At 44.7% G+C, this 19,632-nt stretch carries 22 protein-coding genes and 1 riboswitch; of the genes, 18 read left to right on the forward strand and 4 right to left on the reverse strand.

The window, feature by feature from the left end; all coding sequences use genetic code 11:
- The first annotated feature begins 1 nt into the window (after position 1).
- The 7 genes from EBI00_RS12220 (at position 2) to EBI00_RS12250 (ending at position 5,661) form a co-directional block, all read left to right on the forward strand.
- On the forward strand, positions 2 to 640 hold the full coding sequence (locus EBI00_RS12220; RefSeq protein ID WP_123096220.1) for an MlaC/ttg2D family ABC transporter substrate-binding protein: 639 nt from the start codon (positions 2 to 4) through the stop codon (positions 638 to 640).
- Between the two features lie 183 nt (positions 641 to 823).
- A complete protein-coding gene (locus tag EBI00_RS12225) occupies positions 824 to 1,060 on the forward strand; it encodes a BolA family protein (protein ID WP_123096221.1) in 237 nt (78 codons plus the stop codon).
- Between the two features lie 23 nt (positions 1,061 to 1,083).
- Positions 1,084 to 2,346: a UDP-N-acetylglucosamine 1-carboxyvinyltransferase gene (gene murA / locus EBI00_RS12230; RefSeq protein ID WP_123096222.1), complete on the forward strand. Its 1,263-nt coding sequence runs from the start codon at positions 1,084 to 1,086 to the stop codon at positions 2,344 to 2,346.
- Between the two features lies 1 nt (position 2,347).
- Positions 2,348 to 2,992, forward strand: a complete 645-nt coding sequence (gene hisG, locus EBI00_RS12235) for an ATP phosphoribosyltransferase (RefSeq protein ID WP_123096223.1) — start codon at positions 2,348 to 2,350, stop codon at positions 2,990 to 2,992.
- Entirely contained in the window at positions 2,993 to 4,303 is a 1,311-nt protein-coding gene (hisD, locus tag EBI00_RS12240; protein WP_123096224.1) for a histidinol dehydrogenase, read from the forward strand. It begins immediately after the preceding gene.
- Positions 4,304 to 4,404: 101 nt separating this feature from the next.
- Positions 4,405 to 4,854 carry an SRPBCC family protein gene (locus tag EBI00_RS12245; RefSeq protein WP_241557028.1) on the forward strand — a complete coding sequence of 150 codons (450 nt, stop codon included), beginning with the start codon at positions 4,405 to 4,407 and terminating at the stop codon, positions 4,852 to 4,854.
- Between the two features lie 45 nt (positions 4,855 to 4,899).
- Positions 4,900 to 5,661, forward strand: a complete 762-nt coding sequence (locus EBI00_RS12250; protein ID WP_123096225.1) for a Nif3-like dinuclear metal center hexameric protein — start codon at positions 4,900 to 4,902, stop codon at positions 5,659 to 5,661.
- A gap of 125 nt (positions 5,662 to 5,786) precedes the next feature.
- Here the strand turns inward: EBI00_RS12250 and EBI00_RS12255 are convergent, their stop codons facing one another.
- On the reverse strand, positions 5,787 to 6,242 hold the full coding sequence (locus tag EBI00_RS12255) for a Z-ring associated ZapG family protein (RefSeq protein ID WP_123096226.1): 456 nt from the start codon (positions 6,240 to 6,242) through the stop codon (positions 5,787 to 5,789).
- 128 nt (positions 6,243 to 6,370) lie between these two features.
- Between EBI00_RS12255 and zapE the strand changes: the two genes are divergently transcribed.
- From zapE to EBI00_RS12280, 5 genes are all read left to right on the forward strand, one after another.
- A complete protein-coding gene (gene zapE, locus EBI00_RS12260; protein WP_123096227.1) occupies positions 6,371 to 7,471 on the forward strand; it encodes a cell division protein ZapE in 1,101 nt (366 codons plus the stop codon).
- Positions 7,472 to 7,619: 148 nt separating this feature from the next.
- The gene (gene rplM, locus EBI00_RS12265; RefSeq protein WP_123096228.1) at positions 7,620 to 8,048 is read left to right on the forward strand and encodes a 50S ribosomal protein L13; all 429 of its coding nucleotides are present in this window, start codon (positions 7,620 to 7,622) and stop codon (positions 8,046 to 8,048) included.
- A 14-nt stretch (positions 8,049 to 8,062) separates the two neighbouring features.
- Positions 8,063 to 8,455, forward strand: coding sequence for a 30S ribosomal protein S9 (gene rpsI / locus EBI00_RS12270; protein ID WP_114412871.1), 393 nt, complete (start codon positions 8,063 to 8,065; stop codon positions 8,453 to 8,455).
- Positions 8,456 to 8,666: 211 nt separating this feature from the next.
- Positions 8,667 to 9,299, forward strand: coding sequence for a glutathione S-transferase N-terminal domain-containing protein (locus EBI00_RS12275; RefSeq protein WP_123096229.1), 633 nt, complete (start codon positions 8,667 to 8,669; stop codon positions 9,297 to 9,299).
- 117 nt (positions 9,300 to 9,416) lie between these two features.
- Positions 9,417 to 9,794 (forward strand): ClpXP protease specificity-enhancing factor, encoded by a 378-nt coding sequence (locus tag EBI00_RS12280; protein ID WP_123096230.1) that lies wholly within the window; start codon positions 9,417 to 9,419, stop codon positions 9,792 to 9,794.
- 82 nt (positions 9,795 to 9,876) lie between these two features.
- On the opposite strand, the gene EBI00_RS12285 is transcribed toward EBI00_RS12280, so the two are convergent.
- Genes EBI00_RS12285 through EBI00_RS12295 form a run of 3 tightly spaced genes read right to left on the reverse strand, consistent with a single transcriptional unit; the run spans position 9,877 to position 12,597 of the window.
- The gene (locus tag EBI00_RS12285; RefSeq protein WP_123096290.1) at positions 9,877 to 10,470 is read right to left on the reverse strand and encodes an SIS domain-containing protein; all 594 of its coding nucleotides are present in this window, start codon (positions 10,468 to 10,470) and stop codon (positions 9,877 to 9,879) included.
- A gap of 5 nt (positions 10,471 to 10,475) precedes the next feature.
- Positions 10,476 to 10,859: a YraN family protein gene (locus tag EBI00_RS12290; protein ID WP_123096231.1), complete on the reverse strand. Its 384-nt coding sequence runs from the start codon at positions 10,857 to 10,859 to the stop codon at positions 10,476 to 10,478.
- Entirely contained in the window at positions 10,810 to 12,597 is a 1,788-nt protein-coding gene (locus EBI00_RS12295) for a penicillin-binding protein activator (RefSeq protein WP_241557029.1), read from the reverse strand. The genes EBI00_RS12290 and EBI00_RS12295 overlap by 50 nt, the downstream gene beginning before the upstream one ends.
- A 102-nt stretch (positions 12,598 to 12,699) precedes the next feature.
- On the opposite strand from EBI00_RS12295, the gene rsmI reads away from it, so the two are divergent.
- The 6 genes from rsmI to thiH all read left to right on the forward strand — a co-directional run bounded on the left by rsmI (position 12,700) and on the right by thiH (position 19,626).
- Complete coding sequence (gene rsmI / locus EBI00_RS12300; protein WP_123096233.1) at positions 12,700 to 13,560, forward strand: 16S rRNA (cytidine(1402)-2'-O)-methyltransferase; 861 nt, start codon at positions 12,700 to 12,702, stop codon at positions 13,558 to 13,560.
- 66 nt (positions 13,561 to 13,626) lie between these two features.
- Positions 13,627 to 13,731, forward strand: a riboswitch (TPP riboswitch).
- A gap of 202 nt (positions 13,732 to 13,933) precedes the next feature.
- Positions 13,934 to 15,952 carry a phosphomethylpyrimidine synthase ThiC gene (thiC, locus tag EBI00_RS12305; protein WP_123096234.1) on the forward strand — a complete coding sequence of 673 codons (2,019 nt, stop codon included), beginning with the start codon at positions 13,934 to 13,936 and terminating at the stop codon, positions 15,950 to 15,952.
- A gap of 15 nt (positions 15,953 to 15,967) precedes the next feature.
- Positions 15,968 to 17,482: a thiamine phosphate synthase gene (thiE, locus tag EBI00_RS12310; protein ID WP_123096235.1), complete on the forward strand. Its 1,515-nt coding sequence runs from the start codon at positions 15,968 to 15,970 to the stop codon at positions 17,480 to 17,482.
- Positions 17,479 to 17,676, forward strand: a complete 198-nt coding sequence (gene thiS / locus EBI00_RS12315) for a sulfur carrier protein ThiS (protein WP_123096236.1) — start codon at positions 17,479 to 17,481, stop codon at positions 17,674 to 17,676. The genes thiE and thiS overlap by 4 nt, the downstream gene beginning before the upstream one ends.
- 1 nt (position 17,677) lies before the next feature.
- Entirely contained in the window at positions 17,678 to 18,454 is a 777-nt protein-coding gene (locus EBI00_RS12320; protein WP_123096237.1) for a thiazole synthase, read from the forward strand.
- The gene (gene thiH, locus EBI00_RS12325; protein WP_206612584.1) at positions 18,451 to 19,626 is read left to right on the forward strand and encodes a 2-iminoacetate synthase ThiH; all 1,176 of its coding nucleotides are present in this window, start codon (positions 18,451 to 18,453) and stop codon (positions 19,624 to 19,626) included. Before EBI00_RS12320 ends, thiH begins: the two co-directional genes overlap by 4 nt.
- The last annotated feature ends 6 nt before the right edge of the window (positions 19,627 to 19,632 follow it).

Consider the following 19,632-nt stretch of genomic DNA (forward strand, 5'->3'; position numbering starts at 1 on the left):
TATGCCTAAATTTTTGATGAAATGTTTATTGTTATTAACCACTTTTGTGAGTGTGACCGTTTTTGCTAACACTCAGGAGACGCAAGACGTTGAAGAGGCAAGAAATACGGTTGTGCGTATAGTGGAAGCGTTTCGGGATGATATCGTTGCTGATAAGCAAATGCTTGCCGAAAATCCTCGCTTGCTAGAAGAAAGGGTCAATTTGATTCTGGATGAAGTGGTGGATTTTGATGATTTCTCTAAAAAAGTTATGGGTAAATATTACCGCCGTGCTTCAGAGGATCAACGCAATCAGTTTGCTATTGTGACTCGCGATACCTTGTTAAAAACTTATGGTGCTTCTTTGCTTGAGTTAGACGCTGATCGAATTAATGTGCTGCCTTTAGGGCCTCAAGGCCGTGGTCGTGAAACCAAAGTGGATGTCGATTTTCAGATGGAAGCAGGTGGGCTATTAAACATTAGTTTTTACATGCAGCAAGGTGAACAGGATAATTGGATCTTAAGTAACGTAGTGATTAATAACATCAATTTTGGTCTTACATTTCGCAAGCAATTTGAAGTGATGATGCAACAAAACAGGAATGACATGAATGCGGCTATATCGGCATGGCAGCAGTCATTGGCGAACAAATCATCATAGAAATGCGATGGCAAAAATCATCAATTTACCGGAGCGGCCCTAGAGACAGGTTTTATTATTTTCATAATGAGTAAGTGAAAGTCACATAAGCGTATTTTTCGATTGCTGATTGTGATCAAGTGTTAAGAAGTTTGTCATACTAAGGTAGAATAAACCCTATTATAAAATGTATTTGGAGTGACTGTGAACGCAGGTGAAGTAAAAACACTTTTAGAATCCTCAATACCCAACTGCCAGGTGACAGCGGAAGGTGAAGGATGCAATTTTCAAATTATTGTGGTTTCAACGGAATTTGAAGGTATGTCAACCGTTAAGAGACAGCAGAGGGTTTACTCCCATTTACAAGACGCCATCTCCAGTGGCGCGATTCATGCGGTGACGATGAAAACCTACACGCCAGAACAAATAAGCAAGCTATAAAAGCAATTATAAGAGACATAAATATGGATAAGCTTCTGATTACCGGTGGTACTCGGCTTAATGGCGTTGTTCGTGCTTCAGGTGCGAAAAATGCAGCGTTGCCCATCCTTGCGGCAACTTTGTTAACGAAAGAGTTAATTACAATTAAAAATCTTCCCCATCTTCATGACATTACAACCATGCTGGAATTGCTCGGCTCTATGGGGTGTGGTGTGGTGGTAGATGAAAAGATGAGCGTGCAGCTTGATGTTTCTACTTTAAACAACTGCGAAGCGCCTTATGAACTGGTTAAAACAATGCGGGCGTCTATTTTGGTTTTGGGACCGCTTGTTAGTCATTTTGGTCGTGCGGTTGTTTCGCTTCCCGGTGGTTGTGCCATTGGTAGTCGCCCCGTTGATCTGCATTTACGTGGTCTTGAAGCAATGGGTGCCATTATTTCTGTTGAAGGTGGAGATATTGTTGCGAGTGTTGACGGTCGACTAAAAGGTGCCAGAATTTTCTTTGATAAGGTGACAGTGACAGGGACAGAAAATCTGCTCATGGCGGCTACTTTGGCCGAAGGTCAAACCGTGTTAGAAAATGCGGCTCGAGAACCTGAAGTGGTAGACTTAGCAGAATGTCTTATTGCCATGGGTGCGAAAATCACGGGCCATGGTACTGATACTATCGTTATTGATGGTGTTGAGGCGTTGCATGGTACCAGTTATCCTGTTATGCCTGACCGGATTGAGACGGGTACTTTTCTTGTGGCTGCCGCTATTACCGGTGGTAAGGTCAGAGTGATTGATACCGACGTTAAATCTCTTGAAGCCGTTCTGTCGAAATTAGAAGAAGCAGGTGCAAAAGTAACCTGTGGTGATAGCTGGATCGAAGTGGATATGGAAGGGCGTCGACCCAAAGCTGTGAACATTAGTACGGCGCCATATCCTGCATTTCCGACGGATATGCAGGCACAATTTGTGGCACTCAATTCGGTGGCTGACGGTGTGGCGCGTGTTATAGAAAATATCTTCGAAAATCGTTTTATGCATGTTGATGAAATGCTTCGCATGGGAGCCGATATTGAAGTGAGTGGGAATACGGCTATCGTGCGCGGTCGTACATCACTAAAGGGGGCTCCTGTTATGGCTACCGATTTACGTGCCTCTGCTAGCTTAGTGCTTTCTGCCCTTGTTGCAGAAGGTGATACAAAAATAGATCGTATCTATCACATCGACCGTGGTTATGAGTGTATTGAAGAGAAATTCGGCTCTTTAGGTGCGAAAATTTCACGGGTATTGAATTGATATGAGTAATACATTAACGATTGCATTGTCTAAGGGTCGTATTTTAGGTGAGACGCTGCCGCTATTGAAAAAAGCCAATATTGTGCCAGCCGAAGACATTAGTAAAAGTCGCAAACTGATTTTTGATACGAACCACGACCACATTAAATTAGTGATTTTAAGAGCGACCGATGTGCCAACTTATGTTGATCATGGCGTTGCAGATTTTGGTGTGGCTGGTAAAGATGTTTTGATGGAAGCATCAACGAAGAACTTGTATGAATTGCTTGACCTGAAAATTGCCAAATGTCGTTTGATGACAGCGGGTGTGGTGGGCCAAACTCTTCCGAATAGACGTTTAAAAGTCGCCTCAAAATTCATTAAAACAGCAAAAGCGTATTTTGCTGAGCAGGGTATTCAGGCTGACGTCGTCAAACTATACGGTGCCATGGAGCTGGCTCCTATTATGGGGCTGGCGGATTTGATCGTTGATATTGTGGATACGGGAAATACGCTTAAAGCCAACGGGCTGGAGGCGCGAGAATTGATTGCCCCTATCAGCACGCGTTTAGTGGTTAATAAAGCCGCTTATAAAACAAAGTACACTCAAATTGAACCTATTATTGACATGCTGAGAAAAGCAGTAGATAGCAACGAGGGTAAATAATTGAATCTTACTATTCGACAGTTTTCATCCAGTGCAGAAGGTTTTTATGCTGATTTAGAAACGCTATTGGCGTGGGATTCTGTGTCCGATGCCGGAATACAAAAATCCGTTGCCGATATTGTTGAACAGGTTCGTCTAAGAGGTGATGAAGCGGTTATTGAGTTTACGAACCGTTTTGATCGTCGCGACGTGACGAGTTCTTCAGAGTTAGAGATTTCCCGAGAAGAGCTTGCTTTGGCTAAAAAGCGAGTGAGTCCTGAGCTGGTAGCCAGTTTAGAAGCGGCGGCAAAACGCGTTCATCAGTATCATGAGCGTCAAAAGCAGCCGTCTTGGCAATATCAAGAAGAAAATGGAACTGTTTTAGGGCAAAAAGTGACGTCTTTAGACCGTGTTGGTGTGTATGTGCCAGGTGGAAAAGCGGCTTATCCATCCTCGGTACTCATGAATGTGATGCCTGCTAAGGTCGCAGGTGTTAGTGAAATTATCATGGTTGTGCCAACACCTGATGGGTTTGTAAACGATGTTGTTTTGGCGGCGGCATTTATTGCTGGTGTGGATCGTGTCTTTACAATTGGCGGTGCGCAAGCGGTTGCAGCCCTAGCGTACGGGACGCAGACGGTTCCTAAAGTCGATAAAATTGTCGGCCCTGGTAATATTTACGTAGCCACCGCTAAGAAAATGGTTTTCGGCATCGTGGGTATTGATATGATTGCCGGGCCATCAGAAATTCTTGTTGTCTGTGATGGCAAAACAGATCCCGATTGGATTGCGATGGATCTTTTTTCCCAAGCTGAACACGATGAAGATGCTCAATCGATATTGATTTCTCCTGATTTGGCCTTTCTGGATAGCGTAAAAGAATCCATGGAGCGCTTAGTGGAAACGCAAAGTCGACAGGCTATCATTAAGGCTTCTCTTGAAGGCCGAGGCGCTTTTATTCATGTGAAAGATATGGATGAAGCCATGGATATAGCCAATCTTGTTGCTGCAGAGCACTTAGAATTGTCTATGGATGAGCCCGAAAAGTGGGTGGAAAAAATTCGTCATGCAGGTGCTATTTTTATGGGTAGGCATACCCCAGAAGCGCTAGGGGATTATTGTGCTGGGCCAAATCACGTTTTACCGACATCTGGTACCGCTCGTTTTTCATCACCGCTTGGGGTTTATGACTTTCAAAAGCGTAGTTCATTGATCTATTGCTCTGATGTCGGGGCCAGTGAATTGGCTAAGATTGCTTCTCCGATTGCGCGAGCAGAGTCATTGGAAGCCCATGCTATGTCCGCTGAATATCGTATGCTAAAGGGTGATTGAGAGTGAAAAAAACAACTCAGTCACCTGCTATGCTAACGCTGAGGAAAATAACTAGGCTGTTTGCTTTAGTGTTTTTGTTTTTAGTCATCGTGGGTTTCTTTATGTCCTCGAGCTATCGTGTGGAGCGAAGTATTTCAATTGATGCTCCACGGGATATTGTCTATGAGAACCTGCTATCTGGTGACCTTCTTACCGAATGGATGTACATAGAAAATGGTCAAGTAGCGCGTTTTTCTAATACCTTGAAAGAGGGGGATTACGTTGCTATTTCTTATACAGGTTCCGATGAGCGAGGTCTGCTTAGTGTAACAGAGTCTACTGAATCGGTTATTCGATTCAATGTCCAATCAAAATTCACTGTTGAACTGGTGCAGAATCGAATAGAACTTGTACCAGATGGCACTAGTACCAAAGTCAGTTGGATTATTGAGGGTGAATTAAAGTCAGGATTGCTGAGCCCTTATCTCGCTTTATTCGCTAATGATATTGCTGGAGCCAATTTCGAATTCAGCTTACAAAGCTTAAAACAACAAATTGAAGCGCGTTATTAAGCCGTGTTCTATGAATGAACGCGGCTTCTGTATTGAGAGGTTATTTTGTTAAGAGCGGATTTTGAGCGTTTGCTCAACGATACATTATCTCCCAGTCTTTTTAAGGATTTTGCTCCTAATGGTTTGCAGGTTGAGGGAAGGGAAACCATTAATCGTGTTGTTACGGGTGTCACTGCCACTCAGGCACTTATCGAGGCTGCGATAGCTTACAAAGCAGATGCGATTTTTGTCCATCACGGGTATTTTTGGAAAAACGAAGCGCCTCAAATTGTTGGCATGAAGTACCGACGTATTGCCTCCCTCATTAAACATGATATCAATCTTTATGGTTATCATCTCCCTTTGGATGCCCATCCTACTTTAGGTAATAACGCGGGTTTAGCTGATGCTATTGGTTTGATAAATCGACGAGGATTGCAATCAGGTGTGGCTTTGCATGAATCAATAGGCGTTGTTGGTGAATTGTCTAACGCTGTGTCGACAGACCGTTTTCGAGAGATTATTGAGCAAGCGGTTGATCGTAGTGTGCTTTTTGAGTGTGTTAGCGATAAGGAAATACGTCGAGTCTCTCTTTGTACTGGGGGCGCTCAAGGATATATAGAACAAGCTATTCAAGCCAATGCAGATGTTTTTATTACTGGTGAAATGTCTGAGCAGACAATTCATATTGCTCGTGAAATGGGCATTCATTTTGTCGCCGCTGGGCACCATGCAACTGAGCGGTTTGGTGCTAAAGCTATGGCAAAATTCTTATCTGAAGCGCATGGGCTAGAAGCCATTTTTATAGATGATAATAGCCCTGCATAAAAAGTAATACAGTAAAGCAAAAAAAATGGGCCTGATAGGCCCATTTTTTGTTTCAAATTTAGTAAAAATAATCGTCAGGCAGTCAGTTATGCGATGGCTAACGCTTTACTATGTCCATCAAAGACTTAGATAGTGCGTTTCGGCTCAAGGTCTCTTTCGTTATCATGAAGACCGAAGGAGTCACTTAGCATGCCTGTATCGTTATCTTGTTTGGACGCATAATCTTTTGGAGGTGAATGTTCTTCAAAATCCATAGGCGTCTGCAAAGTGCGGCTTTTGTCGCTTGGTTCAATCACGACATGACTTATCTGTGCGGCATTTTCTGCCAAGCTATCTCTTAGGCTGGCTAGGTTTTTTTCTACGGCCAATAATTTTTCACTGCTTTGAGTGAAAAAACTGTCAATCACAGCTTGTTTGCTATCAAGTTCTTCCTGCAAGGTTTTCATCGTTATGATGTTTGAGTGTGTGTTTGCTTTTTTATCACTGTTTTTGGCGCTGATGTTTTTAATGACCAATGTGACGATGCCGCCAATGATGATGCCGGTGACAAATATGATGATGTTAAATTCTTCTAAGTTCATGACTCTCTCCAAAAAACGGTTCATTTATTATAGCGAAAGCGTGCCACTGATAACAGTGTGATAGGTGTGGTTTAAGTTGCAATTTGGTAGAATGAGTATAAATCATTTATTTGAAAGTTAGAGCAACGATGACCCCAATATCACGATATAAGCAAGACTTGGAAAAACCCGATTTTAACTACGATCCAGCACAAGAAGAAGCGGTGGAAGCGCTGCAAGATTTGTTTGAGCGATTAACCTCGAACGATCAGAATTCATCCTCGGCTGGCCTATTGGGAAGATTCCTTAAAAAGAAAAAGCCAAGTGTTGTAACTGGTCTTTATTTTTGGGGGGGTGTTGGGCGTGGTAAGACGTATTTAATGGACACCTTCTATGATTGTTTGCCAACCGAAAGAAAAATGCGTCTGCATTTTCATCGGTTTATGCAAATGGTCCATCAAGAAATGCGCAAGCTTCACGACGTGAAGAATCCTCTAGAGATCGTAGGCAAGCAAATTTCGGACAAAGCACAAGTGTTGTGTTTTGATGAGTTTTTTGTCACCGACATCACAGATGCAATGATTTTGGCCGGGTTGCTAGAGGTGCTGTTTGAAAATGGCACTACGTTAGTGGCAACGTCTAACATTGAACCAGACGGTTTGTATAAAAATGGCTTGCAAAGAGCGCGATTCTTGCCCGCCATAGAGTTGGTCAAAAAGCATACCAAAGTCATGAATGTGGATGGTGGTGTTGATTACCGCTTGAGAACGTTAAAACAAGCGAAGTTGTACCATTATCCGCTAAGTGAGTCAGCTGATCTGGAGCTAAATGCGCGTTTTATGAGTTTAGTATCAGACTCTTCTCATGTGATTGAAGGGGGAGCGGTGGAGATTGAAGGCCGTGATATACCTCTGGTTAGGAGCTGTGAAGACATGGCGTGGTTTGATATTAAGGCTTTGTGTGATGGGCCAAGAAGTCAAGTAGACTACATAGAGATAGCGCGTATCTATACGACGGTAATCATTGCCAATTTGCCACAAATGGATTCTTCAAAAGACGATTTGGCTAGGCGCTTCATTAACCTTGTTGATGAGTTTTATGATCGACATGTTAAAGTGATTTTTTCCGCCGAAGTGGCCATTACGGATATTTATACGGGGAAAAGGCTCACTTTCGAGTACGATAGAACGATCAGTCGTTTGTTGGAAATGCAGTCTGAAGAATATTTGTCTTTAGAGCACCGCCCTTAATGGAATGGGCTTTTTTATCGGCATTTAATAGTGTACAATTCGTTCGCCTTTTTGAAGGTAAGTGTACGTTGATCTAATAATTTATTAGGTCAACCAATAATAATAGGTATAGCGTGTCATTGGACACGTGTATTGATAGGGTTTTTTGATGAAAACTTTTACAGCTAAACCTGCTGAAGTACGTCGCGACTGGTTCGTGGTCGATGCTGAAGGCAAAACTCTAGGCCGTTTGGCTACTGAAATCGCTCGCCGTCTACGCGGTAAGCACAAAGCGGAATATACTCCACACGTTGACACTGGCGATTACATCGTCGTTATCAATGCAGAGAAAGTTCACGTTACAGGTAACAAAGCAGCTGCAAAACAATACTACCGCCATACTGGTTATCCAGGCGGCTTGCGTTCTATGAATTTCGAGAAGTTGATTGATCACGCTCCTGAGCGCGTTCTTGAAATCGCCGTAAAAGGTATGTTGCCAAAAGGTCCTTTGGGCCGCGCAATGCACAAGAAAATGAAAGTGTACGCTGGTACTGAGCATCCACATACTGCTCAACAGCCTCAAGCCCTTAACATTTAATACGGAAGATCATTATGTCAGCTACTCAATACTACGGTACAGGTCGTCGTAAAACGTCTACCGCTCGTGTTTTCCTTAAAGCCGGTACTGGTAACCTAGTTATCAACAACCGTACGCTTTCTCAGTACTTTGGTCGTGAAACAGCTCAGATGGTTGTTCGTCAGCCTCTTGAACTTGTTGATGCTACTGAAAAATTTGACGTTTACATCACTGTTAAAGGTGGTGGTATCTCTGGTCAAGCTGGTGCGATCCGTCATGGTATCACACGTGCATTGATGCAATACGATGAGACTCTACGTCGTACTTTACGTTCTGCTGGATTCGTTACACGCGACTCTCGTGAAGTTGAACGTAAGAAAGTGGGTCTACGCAAAGCACGTCGTCGTCCTCAGTTCTCCAAGCGTTAATTTTCAGCTTGAGAATTATTTTAAAACGCTTGGTGTGTTCGCCAGGCGTTTTTTTTGTTTTAAATAAAGTTTATTATTTTTATATGCGATAAAGCGGGTTTTCGAAGAAAAACTCTTCTTAAATCGTGTTAGAATCTTTGTACATAATAATTTGTAGTTCGTCTCCTTTGCACAAAAGGAGATTTTGATGTTTTCAATATAGGGGTTAGACATGGGTGTTATTGCAAAGCGCTCCTCAATGACGTTCTTTTCCGATGGAGAGGATCATTACAGTCACAGAGTTCGTATTGTATTGGCTGAAAAGGCCGTCACAGTGGACATCATAGATGTAGACCCATTTAACAAGCCGGACGAATTGGCTGATGTTAATCCGTACAATGAATTGCCCGCTTTAGTCGATCGTGACTTGGTTCTATATGAGCCAAATACTATGATGGAATATTTAGATGAGCGTTTTCCTCATCCGCCTTTGCTTCCAGTTTATCCGGTTGCACGAGCTGAAAGTCGTCTTTTTATGTACCGTATTCAGCGTGATTGGGCTGATCTTGTCGATTTGATCCTATCAAGCAAAGACAAAGAAGCCGTCGCTAAAGCTCAGAAAGAATTGCGTGAAGGTCTTATTAGTGTTGCGCCAATTTTTGAAGAGAAGCCATATTTTATGAGCGATGAATTCACCATCGTTGATTGTTGTTTGGCACCTATCTTGTGGCGTCTTCCTATATTAGGTGTGGAAATACCCAAAGAGCAAGCAGGGCCATTGCACAAGTATATGGAGCTAGTGTTTGCTAGAGAGTCTTTCCAAGAGAGTCTTTCCGAAGCAGAACAAGACATGCGTCTAGACTAAAGAATCATTAGCCTAGTCTGTTGTACGTGTAAAAAAGGAGCTTCGGCTCCTTTTTTACACGTATTTTTTAGAAAAGTTTTTACAGATTTTTAATCAATCTGTGCAGTTGGAGAGAATATGTTACCAAAGCGATCGTACTTATTAAATGCCGCGTATGCTTGGGTTGCGGATAATGATATGACGCCTTATTTGCTGGTGGATGCGGAGCAAAAAAACGTCGTGATACCAACCGAGTTTGTGAAAGATGGCCAGATCGTCTTAAACATAGGTATGTCGGCAGTGCGGCACTTGATCATGGACAAAGATGCCATTTCTTTTGAGGCACGCTTTAGCGGTAAACCCATGCAGGTGTATGTCCCCATTCAAGCGGCCTTAGCTTTATATGCAAAAGAGAACGGAGATGGCTTTGTTTTCCCTGATGAAGTCTTTGAAAGCGAGCCGCCCCCAACGCCACCTGAACCAAAGAAAGGTTTTCAACTAAAAGTCGTTAAATGATTTTTAGTCTTCAAGGTGATGGCTTAAGCATGTCTCTGCACGACGCTTGAGGGCAGTGTTCTTATCTTGTCTGTCGAGTGCTTTAGTCATCACTGCCAAACAACTGGCGCTCTAGTAAGTCAACCAGTATGTGAATAACCGTAAGTTGGCATTCATGTACTCTCGCTGTGCCTAAAAGATTGATTTTAATTTCAGTGTCATCTTGTGAGGTCAAGGAAGAAACATTTTTTGCTTCAGGGCTAGTCAGTGCAACAATGCTCATTTTGCGCTCATGAGCGGCCTGTATTGCTTGGATGATAGGGGATGTGTTGCCTCGGTTAGCGACCACAAAAAGAATATCGCCCGAATTACCCAGTGCCGTAATTTGCTTAGAATAGACATCGTGGTAGCTGTCGTTATGGGTAATTGCCAGCAAAGCAGAACCATCACCACTTAGGTTTATAGCGGGCAGCCCAGGCCTTTCTCTGTCCATTCTGTCTAGCATTAGGGTGCTAAAATATTGTGATAAATGGGAGCCTGTGCTATTTCCGATACATATGATTTTACCGCCTGACACAATGCTTGAAAAAATCACCTTGGCGGCGTGCTCAATATAAGGTGGTAGGCTTTCCAGTGCTTGTTGTTGTGCCTCAAAGCTCTGGGCGAATTGTGTGTAAATTGCTTCTTGAAAATCCATAGTGATCAAAATACTGCTTTTAGCCAAGTTAAATGGTGTACGTCTATTTTTCCGTCGAATAATATCGCATCGAAACGACTCGTGTGGTGCACTTTATGGTTTTTTTGTAGCCAAAGAGCGGCGCTGTTGCGTACTCTTTTAAGCTTGGACTTACCTAGACTTTCTGCTGCCGTGCCATGTGCGCTGTTGGCACGAAAGCGAACTTCGATAAAAACAATGCTGTCTTTATCAATGAAAATTAAGTCGATTTCTCCTATTCGGCAGAAAAAATTTCTTTCTACAAAATGCAGGCCTTGGCTAAGTAGAAAGTATTCTGCTATCTGCTCGGCTTTTTCACCGTTATTCTTCGGTGATTTCCTCTTGCTCAAAGAATTGTTGACTGTTTGCATATACCAAATTTCCTTTTCGGTAAGTCATAATAATGGGCCGTTTGCGAAAGATGCCATTCTCATCCAGCGTAATAATGCCCGTGTTTGCTGAGATTTTTGTGCTAGGCAATAAGGTGAATAATAAATATTTGTTTGCTAACAGATACGAGTCTGCGCCAAGCGCTTGCAAACGTCGTAAGATATTTGAATCTTGATTCTTTGGTAGCTGGTTTAGTACCGTGCTTTTTGGCGCCAAAGCGGGGACTTCGGTAAATAAGATGCGTTCAATATCACCCGGTTTTATGGTGCGATCAGGCGCGCTATCGTTTAAGGTGCTGGCAGCAAGCATGGGGACTTTATCAGCGAAATAAAAGTCTAAAAGAGGTCGAATTTGTTTAGCATCATTGAGCTTACCTACATAGAAGACGTAGTCTAAGTCTTCTCGCGGACGGGCAATACTCTCTACGCTAGTGCCAGTCCATTGTTCGATTAAACGTTTGCGCGCGTTGCTCTCGTTGACAAGCAGTAAAGAATGAATGGCGTCTTGTCGACCTTGAGGGGTGTTGGCATAAGTTTGGTTTGACGTGACCGTGATATTTTCTTTATTCGCGGTGGAACGAAACTCATCGCTTTGTCTCAATGCCCATGTTTCGTTAGTGTTTAAAATGGCGGCCCTTGTCGCCCCTTCTTGTTTTGCAAAGGTGATTAATTCGCGAATTTCATCTTCCGCATTCAGCGAGAAATGAAACAGATTTTGTTTGTTTTGTACAAAATCCAATTGATTAAGTGCAATCACTGGGTAAGGCAAATCGAGTCTGTTCAATTGTGCTACGTTATTCTTTTGTAACGGGCCAATAATGACATCGGGTTCAAAATTATTGGCGACCGCTAGGGCTTCTTCGATGTTGTTATAGTCATCGACATTAACAAGGTGAACGCTGGGTCGTGATTCTTTTTGGTTATAAAAGGTGACGAAAAACCCATCAACAATGGCCTGAGACGCGCGTTTTAAATTACCGCTCATAGGTAACATTAAGACAATTTTTTCGGGTGCCATTTGTCTCACAGACGCCATAACCGCAAAGTCGACTGGTGGTTTGATGGCCGCTGGGTGATCGGCATTCTCTGATTGCCAATTTTCAAATACCGTCAGCTGCTGTTCTAGTGACAAAGATTGATTTCGTAAAATGCTACTGATCGTTAACCAGCCATTCAATAAAGGTTGTTCTTGTTCAAAAAGGTCGTCTATCTCATTCTGTGAGAGGTTTTGAATTGCCAACCAAAGCTTGGTTTTGTTGTCCTCACCTTCGTCAAGGGGCAAGCTGTAGGTTAGATCTAACCGCAGAGTGACGACGTTTGGCCAATTCCCAAAATGTTCAAAAATGCTCGCTTTGGTTTCTTTGAGTGCATTTTGATTGTTTGGATGGTTAGCAGCGACTAATTGGTTTGCTTGATTAATAAAGGCCATGGCGTCGGTGGCGTTACCCAGCTTTGACGAGGCGATTGCCGCCAACAAATAAGCGTTAAACTGAATAGACGAGGTTAAGGGCAGAACGTACATGGTTAAGGTGTCAACGGATTTCTGAAATTCGCCGTCTTCAAAATAGGTTTTGGCAATACGATAGTTTTCCGCCATAGCAGGTGAAATGTCAGAGGTATTTCTTGGGTGATATATGCTAGGCGGCGGTGTTCTTTCTTCTGTCTGTGCGCTGCTAATGAATTGAGCACTTGCTGGTGGTGCGTCTGTGTTTAAATTCACGGAATTACAAGCACTCAACAGAAAAGTACACAAGGTTAATGATATGATGCGGTAATTAGGTAGGCACATAAGCTTATAAAATGACAAAGAAAAAGAGGTTACATGGTATCACATAGTTCAAATGATGCGAGAGGGGCACTGTACATAGTTGCGACTCCAATAGGCAATTTAGACGATTTTAGTAAAAGGGCTGAGCAAACTCTCAGGGACGTGGATTATATCGCCGCGGAAGACACCAGACACACCCGCCGTTTATTGAACCATTTTGCGATTGAAGCCAAGCTCTTTTCGATCCATGATCACAACGAAAAAGACAAAGCGGCCTATGTGGCAAGCTTATTAGAGGACGGAAAGAATGTTGCTCTGGTGTCTGATGCTGGCACGCCCTTAATTTCTGATCCTGGTTACCATGTGGTCCATGCTCTGCGCGAACTGGGTCATAATGTTATCCCCATCCCTGGTGCCTGTGCCTTGGTTGCGGCTCTATGCGCTTCTGGGTTACCAACGGACCAATTCTTTTTTGCGGGATTTGTGCCGGCTAAGTCAAAAGGTCGTTGCGACTTATTTGAATCTTGGAAGAATCAGGTTGGCACGGTTGTATTTTATGAATCTACGCACCGCGTTTATGACTCCATAACGGATGTACAAAAAGTCTATGGCGATGACGCGCAATTAGTATTAGCTCGTGAAGTAACGAAAACCTTCGAGACGTTTTTGTCGGGGACAGCGTCTGAGATTCTTGCTAAGTTCGATGCCGATGCCAACCAAATGCGTGGCGAGTTTGTTGTTATGCTGAGTTTCACGCAAGAAAGCGGTAACGAAGCCGAGTTAGAAGCGAAGCGTATTCTGACTATTTTGTTGGAAGATTTACCGGTTAAGCAAGCGGCCGCAATGGCAGCCAAGTTAACTGGCGAAAAGAAAAATTATCTCTACAAAATGGCGCTGGAAATGCAAGACGAATAGTTTTTCGTACTAAACACCCATTGAAAATGTGGGTGTTTACATTCCGATAAGACTGAGTATACTCCACTCTACTTGTCGGAGTGCCATTTGGCTGAGATCGCATCATTGAATGCGGGATCCGCAGAACCTGATCGGGTTAATACCCGCGTAGGAAACAAGAAAGTCTCTATTTTTCTTTTCTGCATCGAATGAACTCCTGTCTTTTTACGACAATAGATTCGATGCTGGCTGTTACCACCGTTCCGCCTCACCCATCATTCGTCAGTAAAAATTCAGGGTTCATGTTTTGCAATCAACGCCTGTAGTGCGTTAATCGTTGTAAAGCAGCACCCCAGACAAGCCATTCTCCATTTTAATAATAAGGGAAGCGCTTATGTCTACTAGTAATGAGTTACACAACACCTCAGCGAATTTATCTAAAAAGCAGTCTCGTGAAGAATCACGCCAAGCGGCGAAATCCTTTATCGAGTCATTGCAGGCCAAACCTTTTCCTTCGTCCGAGCGCATTTATTTAACGGGCTCTGACGACTCCATCCGCGTTCCTATGCGTAAGATCAATCTGACCGATACCCCAATTGGATCGGATCCCGACAACTTAACCTTCGAGCCCAATGAAGCGATTTACGTTTACGACTGCTCTGGTCCTTATGCGGATCCACAAGAAAACATAGATGTGTATCGTGGCCTAGCGCCCATGCGTGAGTCTTGGATCGAAAAACGTGGCGACACGGAAATATTGCCAAGTGTGTCATCTGAGTTTGCTCAATCTCGTCTGGATAACGCGGCGCTGGACGAGTTACGCTTTAAAGCCTTACCTAAAGTGCGTAAAGCTCGCCCAGGTAAGTGTGTGACGCAAATGCATTACGCACGTCAAGGCATTGTCACGCCAGAGATGGAATACATTGCACTGCGTGAAAACCAAAACATTGACGCTATCAACAGTGAATTACTGCTAAGACAGCATCCAGGTCAAAGCTTTGGCGCGAACCTACAAACCCGTATTACGCCGGAGTTTGTTCGTGACGAAGTCGCACGAGGCCGCGCTATTATCCCCAATAATATTAATCACCCTGAATCCGAGCCAATGATCATTGGCCGTAACTTCTTGGTGAAGGTCAATGCTAATATTGGTAACTCAGCCGTGACCTCGTCTATCGAAGAGGAAGTAGAAAAACTGGTCTGGTCGACCCGTTGGGGCGCAGATACCGTGATGGATTTATCGACGGGTAAAAATATTCACGAAACCCGCGAATGGATCTTGCGTAACTCGCCGGTTCCTATTGGTACCGTCCCCATCTATCAAGCCTTGGAGAAAGTGGATGGCGTGGCTGAAAATCTAAATTGGGACGTGTTCCGCGATACCTTGATTGAGCAAGCAGAGCAGGGGGTCGACTATTTCACTATTCACGCGGGTGTGTTGTTGCGTTACGTGCCGATGACCGCCAAACGACTTACTGGCATCGTGTCTCGTGGTGGTTCCATCATGGCGAAATGGTGTTTGGCGCACCACAAAGAGAGTTTTCTTTATGAGCGCTTCCGTGAAATTTGTGCGTTGTGTGCGGAATACGATGTGGCTTTGTCGCTTGGTGATGGCTTGCGTCCGGGGTCTATTATGGATGCCAATGACGAAGCGCAAATGTCGGAGCTTCGCACCTTGGGCGAATTGACAAAAATTGCTTGGGAATACGATGTACAGGTGATGATTGAAGGTCCTGGTCACGTCCCCATGCAATTGATCGAAGAGAATATGACAGAGCAATTAAAGCATTGTCATGAAGCGCCATTTTATACTTTGGGGCCTCTAACCCAAGATATTGCACCGGGGTATGATCACATTACCTCTGGCATTGGTGCCGCGCAAATTGGTTGGTACGGCTGCGCTATGTTGTGTTACGTGACGCCAAAAGAACATCTTGGTTTACCTAATAAAGAAGACGTTAAGCAAGGTTTGATCACCTACAAAATTGCCGCTCATGCTGCGGATTTGGCCAAAGGCCACCCAGGAGCACAAATTCGTGACAATGCCTTATCTAAGGCGCGTTTTGAATTTCGTTGGGAAGATCAATTTAACCTGTCTTTAGACCCTGAAACCGCTCGCTCTTACCATGATGAAACATTGCCGCAAGCGTCAGGTAAAGTGGCGCATTTCTGTTCTATGTGTGGACCAAAATTCTGCTCGATGAAAATCACTCAAGAAGTTCGCGACTATGCCAAGGGCTTAGAGGATGCCAAAGGCTTGGAAGGCGCTCAAAAAATCGACATGAGTGCTTTGGAAGGCGATGCTGTTGCTAGCGAAGCCGAAACAGGCATGCAGAAAATGTCGGCGCAATTCCGTGAGCTAGGCAGTGATGTCTATCTCACTACGGATAAACTAAAAGAAACATCGCTGTAGGCGAAAGGAGGATTTATGTCGATAAAACCTCCTGTTGTCTGGTGCGTGGGCGGGTCGGATTCGTCCGCCCACGCTGGACTCCAAGCGGATTTGCTTACAGGGCAAGACCTAGGTTGCCACGTGCAAACGATAGTGACGTGCATCACCGCACAAAATTCTAAAGAAGTGCGGTCTGTGGAGCCGGTTTCGCTGACTGTGTTCAATGAACAGTGGCAAGCCTTACTCGATGATGTGCCACCAGCGGCCATTAAGGTTAGCTTGCTGCCTTCCATCCACATGGTGAAAGCGTGCTCGGTTTGGGTGCAGCGCATCAAGGCAGACTTTCCAAATGTGAAGGTGATCTTCGATCCTGTGATGGCGGCGAGTAGTGAATCGGGTAATCGCCTGCAACAAGATTCTGTTGGGGCTTCTTTATTGGAGTCTTTGCTTCCACATGTGGATGTGATTACGCCCAACTTGCTGGAATTTGAGCGATTGACTGGCTTGTCCAGCCAGCAGCCAGTGGTGGACATACAGAGTCAATTGGCCGCGTATTTAATATCGTCAGAATGCACGTGGTTACTGAAAGCAGGACATTCAGATTCTGAGCAAGCAACGGATTGGCTGGTGAGCCAGGATGCTGTCGTCGGTTTTTCTTATGAAAAACTCACTGTGCACAATACCCGTGGTACAGGTTGCACCTTATCGACAGCGTTGGCGAGCTTTATTGCCCATGGCTACGATCTTCTAGATGCCATGACCATGGCTAAGGCCTATATCACTGGGGCGTTAAAAAGAGGCGTGCAGATTGGTGTTGGTGCTGGGCCATTGGGGCGACCGGGTTGGCCGCTTCAGATTGAAAATATGCCAACGATTGTCTCACCATTCTCACCAATAATGTCCATGAATCAGCCGTTTGCCAAGATGGATCTTGGTAAAATGGGTTTGTACCCTGTGGTGGATTCCGTTGCTTGGTTAGAGTTAGTGCTTAAGCAAGGAGTGAAAATTGCCCAGCTGCGCATCAAAGACCCTAACGATGCTGATTTAAAGCATAAAATTCAACAGGCGATTACCCTAGGAAAAGAATACGACGCTCAAGTCTTTATTAATGACTATTGGCAGCACGCTATCACGTTTGGTGCGTATGGCGTTCATCTTGGTCAGGAGGATTTGGATGTGGCGGACTTGACGCAAATTCAAGCCGCCGGACTGCGTCTCGGCATCAGCACCCATGGTTACTATGAAATCGCTCGCGCTCAGTCTATTCAGCCAAGCTACATCGCGTTAGGTCATATTTTCCCTACACAAACCAAAGAAATGCCTTCTCAGCCACAGGGTTTAACTCGACTGGCCCATTACGCCACTTTATTGAAAGGCACGTTTCCTACGGTGGCGATTGGTGGCATCAATGCAGAGCGGTTACCAGCCGTGGTGAAAACGGGCGTGGATTGTATTGCTTTAGTGACGGCCATTACCAAAGCAACAGAACCCGAGGCCGCGACACGATCTTTGATGATGGCCTTTGAGGCCAGTTTAGGAGATGAGCGATGAAGATTGTGCTAAACGACGTACCTTATGAATTTACTGGAAACACTCTCGAAGACTTATTGAATGAGTTGGGGAAAAGTCAGCAAGGTATTGCCATTGCGATCAATCAACAGGTGGTGCCAAAAAGTGTGTGGTGCGCTACTAAGTTGAATGAGCAGAGTCAGGTGTTTATTTTTGAATCCATTGCTGGAGGTTAATATGTCGTCTTTATTGATTGCAGGGTACGAATTTCACTCTCGACTTTTTACGGGTACTGGGAAATACGCCAGTGCTGATGCCATGATGGATTCGCTAACGGCCAGCGAAAGCGAACTGGTGACCTTATCGTTGCGTCGCATGGATTTAAAAAATCACACGGATAATATTCTTCAGCCTTTGCAGCAGCATGGCATAAAGTTGTTACCCAATACCTCCGGCGCGCGTACCGCCAAAGAAGCCGTTTTTGCGGCAGAGTTGGCTCGTGAAGCATTGGAGACCCATTGGGTGAAGTTGGAAATACACCCTGATCCGCGTTACTTGATGCCAGACGGCATGGAAACCCTGCTGGCGGCCGAAGAGTTGATCAAAAAAGGTTTTGTGGTCATGCCTTATGTTCACGCCGATCCTGTGCTTTGTAAGCGATTAGAAGAAGTCGGTTGTCAGTGTGTCATGCCACTGGGTTCACCTATTGGTTCAAACATGGGCTTGGCGAGTCGTCCATTCTTGGAAATCATCATTGAGCAGAGTCGAGTGCCTGTCATTATTGACGCCGGCATTGGTGCGCCTTCGGATGCGTCATTGGCCATGGAGCTTGGTGCGGATGCGGTGTTGGTAAACACGGCCATGGCCGTTGCCAAACACCCTGCGCAAATGGGCAAGGCTTTTCGTCTTGCTGTGGAAGCAGGTCGAATGGCCTATGAGTCTGGTTTGGGAGCAAAGCGGATACAAGCGCAAGCGACTAGTCCATTGACGGATTTCCTTGGAGCCTTGTCATGATAGATGGAGTCAGCCAGACAATTCGCGTGTTAGAGCAAAGCCCAGCAATAGAAGATCAGTTTAGCCAGTTTGTCGAAAGCACAGATTGGCAAGTTGTGACGCTAACGCATCAAGCAAAAACCGAGCAAGATGTGTTGCGAGCCTTGGGGAAAAGCAAACTCGAAGTAGACGATTTTGCGGCCTTGATTTCCCCTGCGGCAGAGCCGTATTTGCTGGAAATGGTGACCAAAAGCGAGCAACTGACGCTGCAGCGCTTTGGAAATACCTTGAGTTTGTTTGCGCCCTTGTATTTATCCAACACGTGCGCAAACGAATGTACCTACTGTGGTTTTTCCATGAGTAATGCGATTAAGCGCCTTACGTTGAATGAAACGCAAGTGGGAAAAGAAGTGGCAGCCATTAAAAGTAAAGGCTTTGACCATATTCTTTTGGTGACTGGAGAAACCAACAAAGTCTCCATGCCTTACTTTGAACGCATGATCCCTTTTATCAAGCCACACTTTAGTCAGCTATCCATGGAAGTCCAGCCATTAGAGATGGAAGAGTACAAACGGTTGCAAGGTATCGGCTTAGACGGTGTGTTGGTTTATCAAGAAACCTATCGTCGTACAACCTATCTTGAGCATCATTTACGAGGCAACAAATCCAATTTTAATTATCGGTTGGACGCACCGGATCGTATCGGTCAAGCCGGCATCCATAAAATTGGCTTGGGTGTATTGCTTGGCTTAGAAGACTGGCGCACAGATTCATTAATGATGGCGCATCATTTGCGGCACCTTCAAAAGCGCTATTGGCGAAGCCGCTTTAGTGTAGCGTTTCCCCGTATTCGCCCTTGTGAAGGTGGCATCGTGCCTAAGTCTGTTATTTCCGACCGACAGCTCGTCCAGCTTATTGCCGCTTGGCGTTTGTTTGATCGTGATTTGGAAATGAGCTTGTCAACGCGCGAATCCCCAACGTTTCGTCATCATGCGGTGCGTATGGGGTTTACGACAATGAGCGCTGAATCCAAAACCCAACCAGGTGGCTACGCAGAAGATTCCCAAGAAGCGCTTGAGCAATTTGAGATCAGTGATGAGCGCTATGTGGCTGAGATTATGGCGATGATTCGAGAGCAGGGGCGCGACGTTGTTTGGAAAGATTGGGATCCGGCATTGTCAAGTAACGTTTAGAGAGGT

The organism is Marinomonas hwangdonensis, assembly GCF_003721245.1.
GTDB classification, from domain to species: domain Bacteria; phylum Pseudomonadota; class Gammaproteobacteria; order Pseudomonadales; family Marinomonadaceae; genus Marinomonas; species Marinomonas hwangdonensis.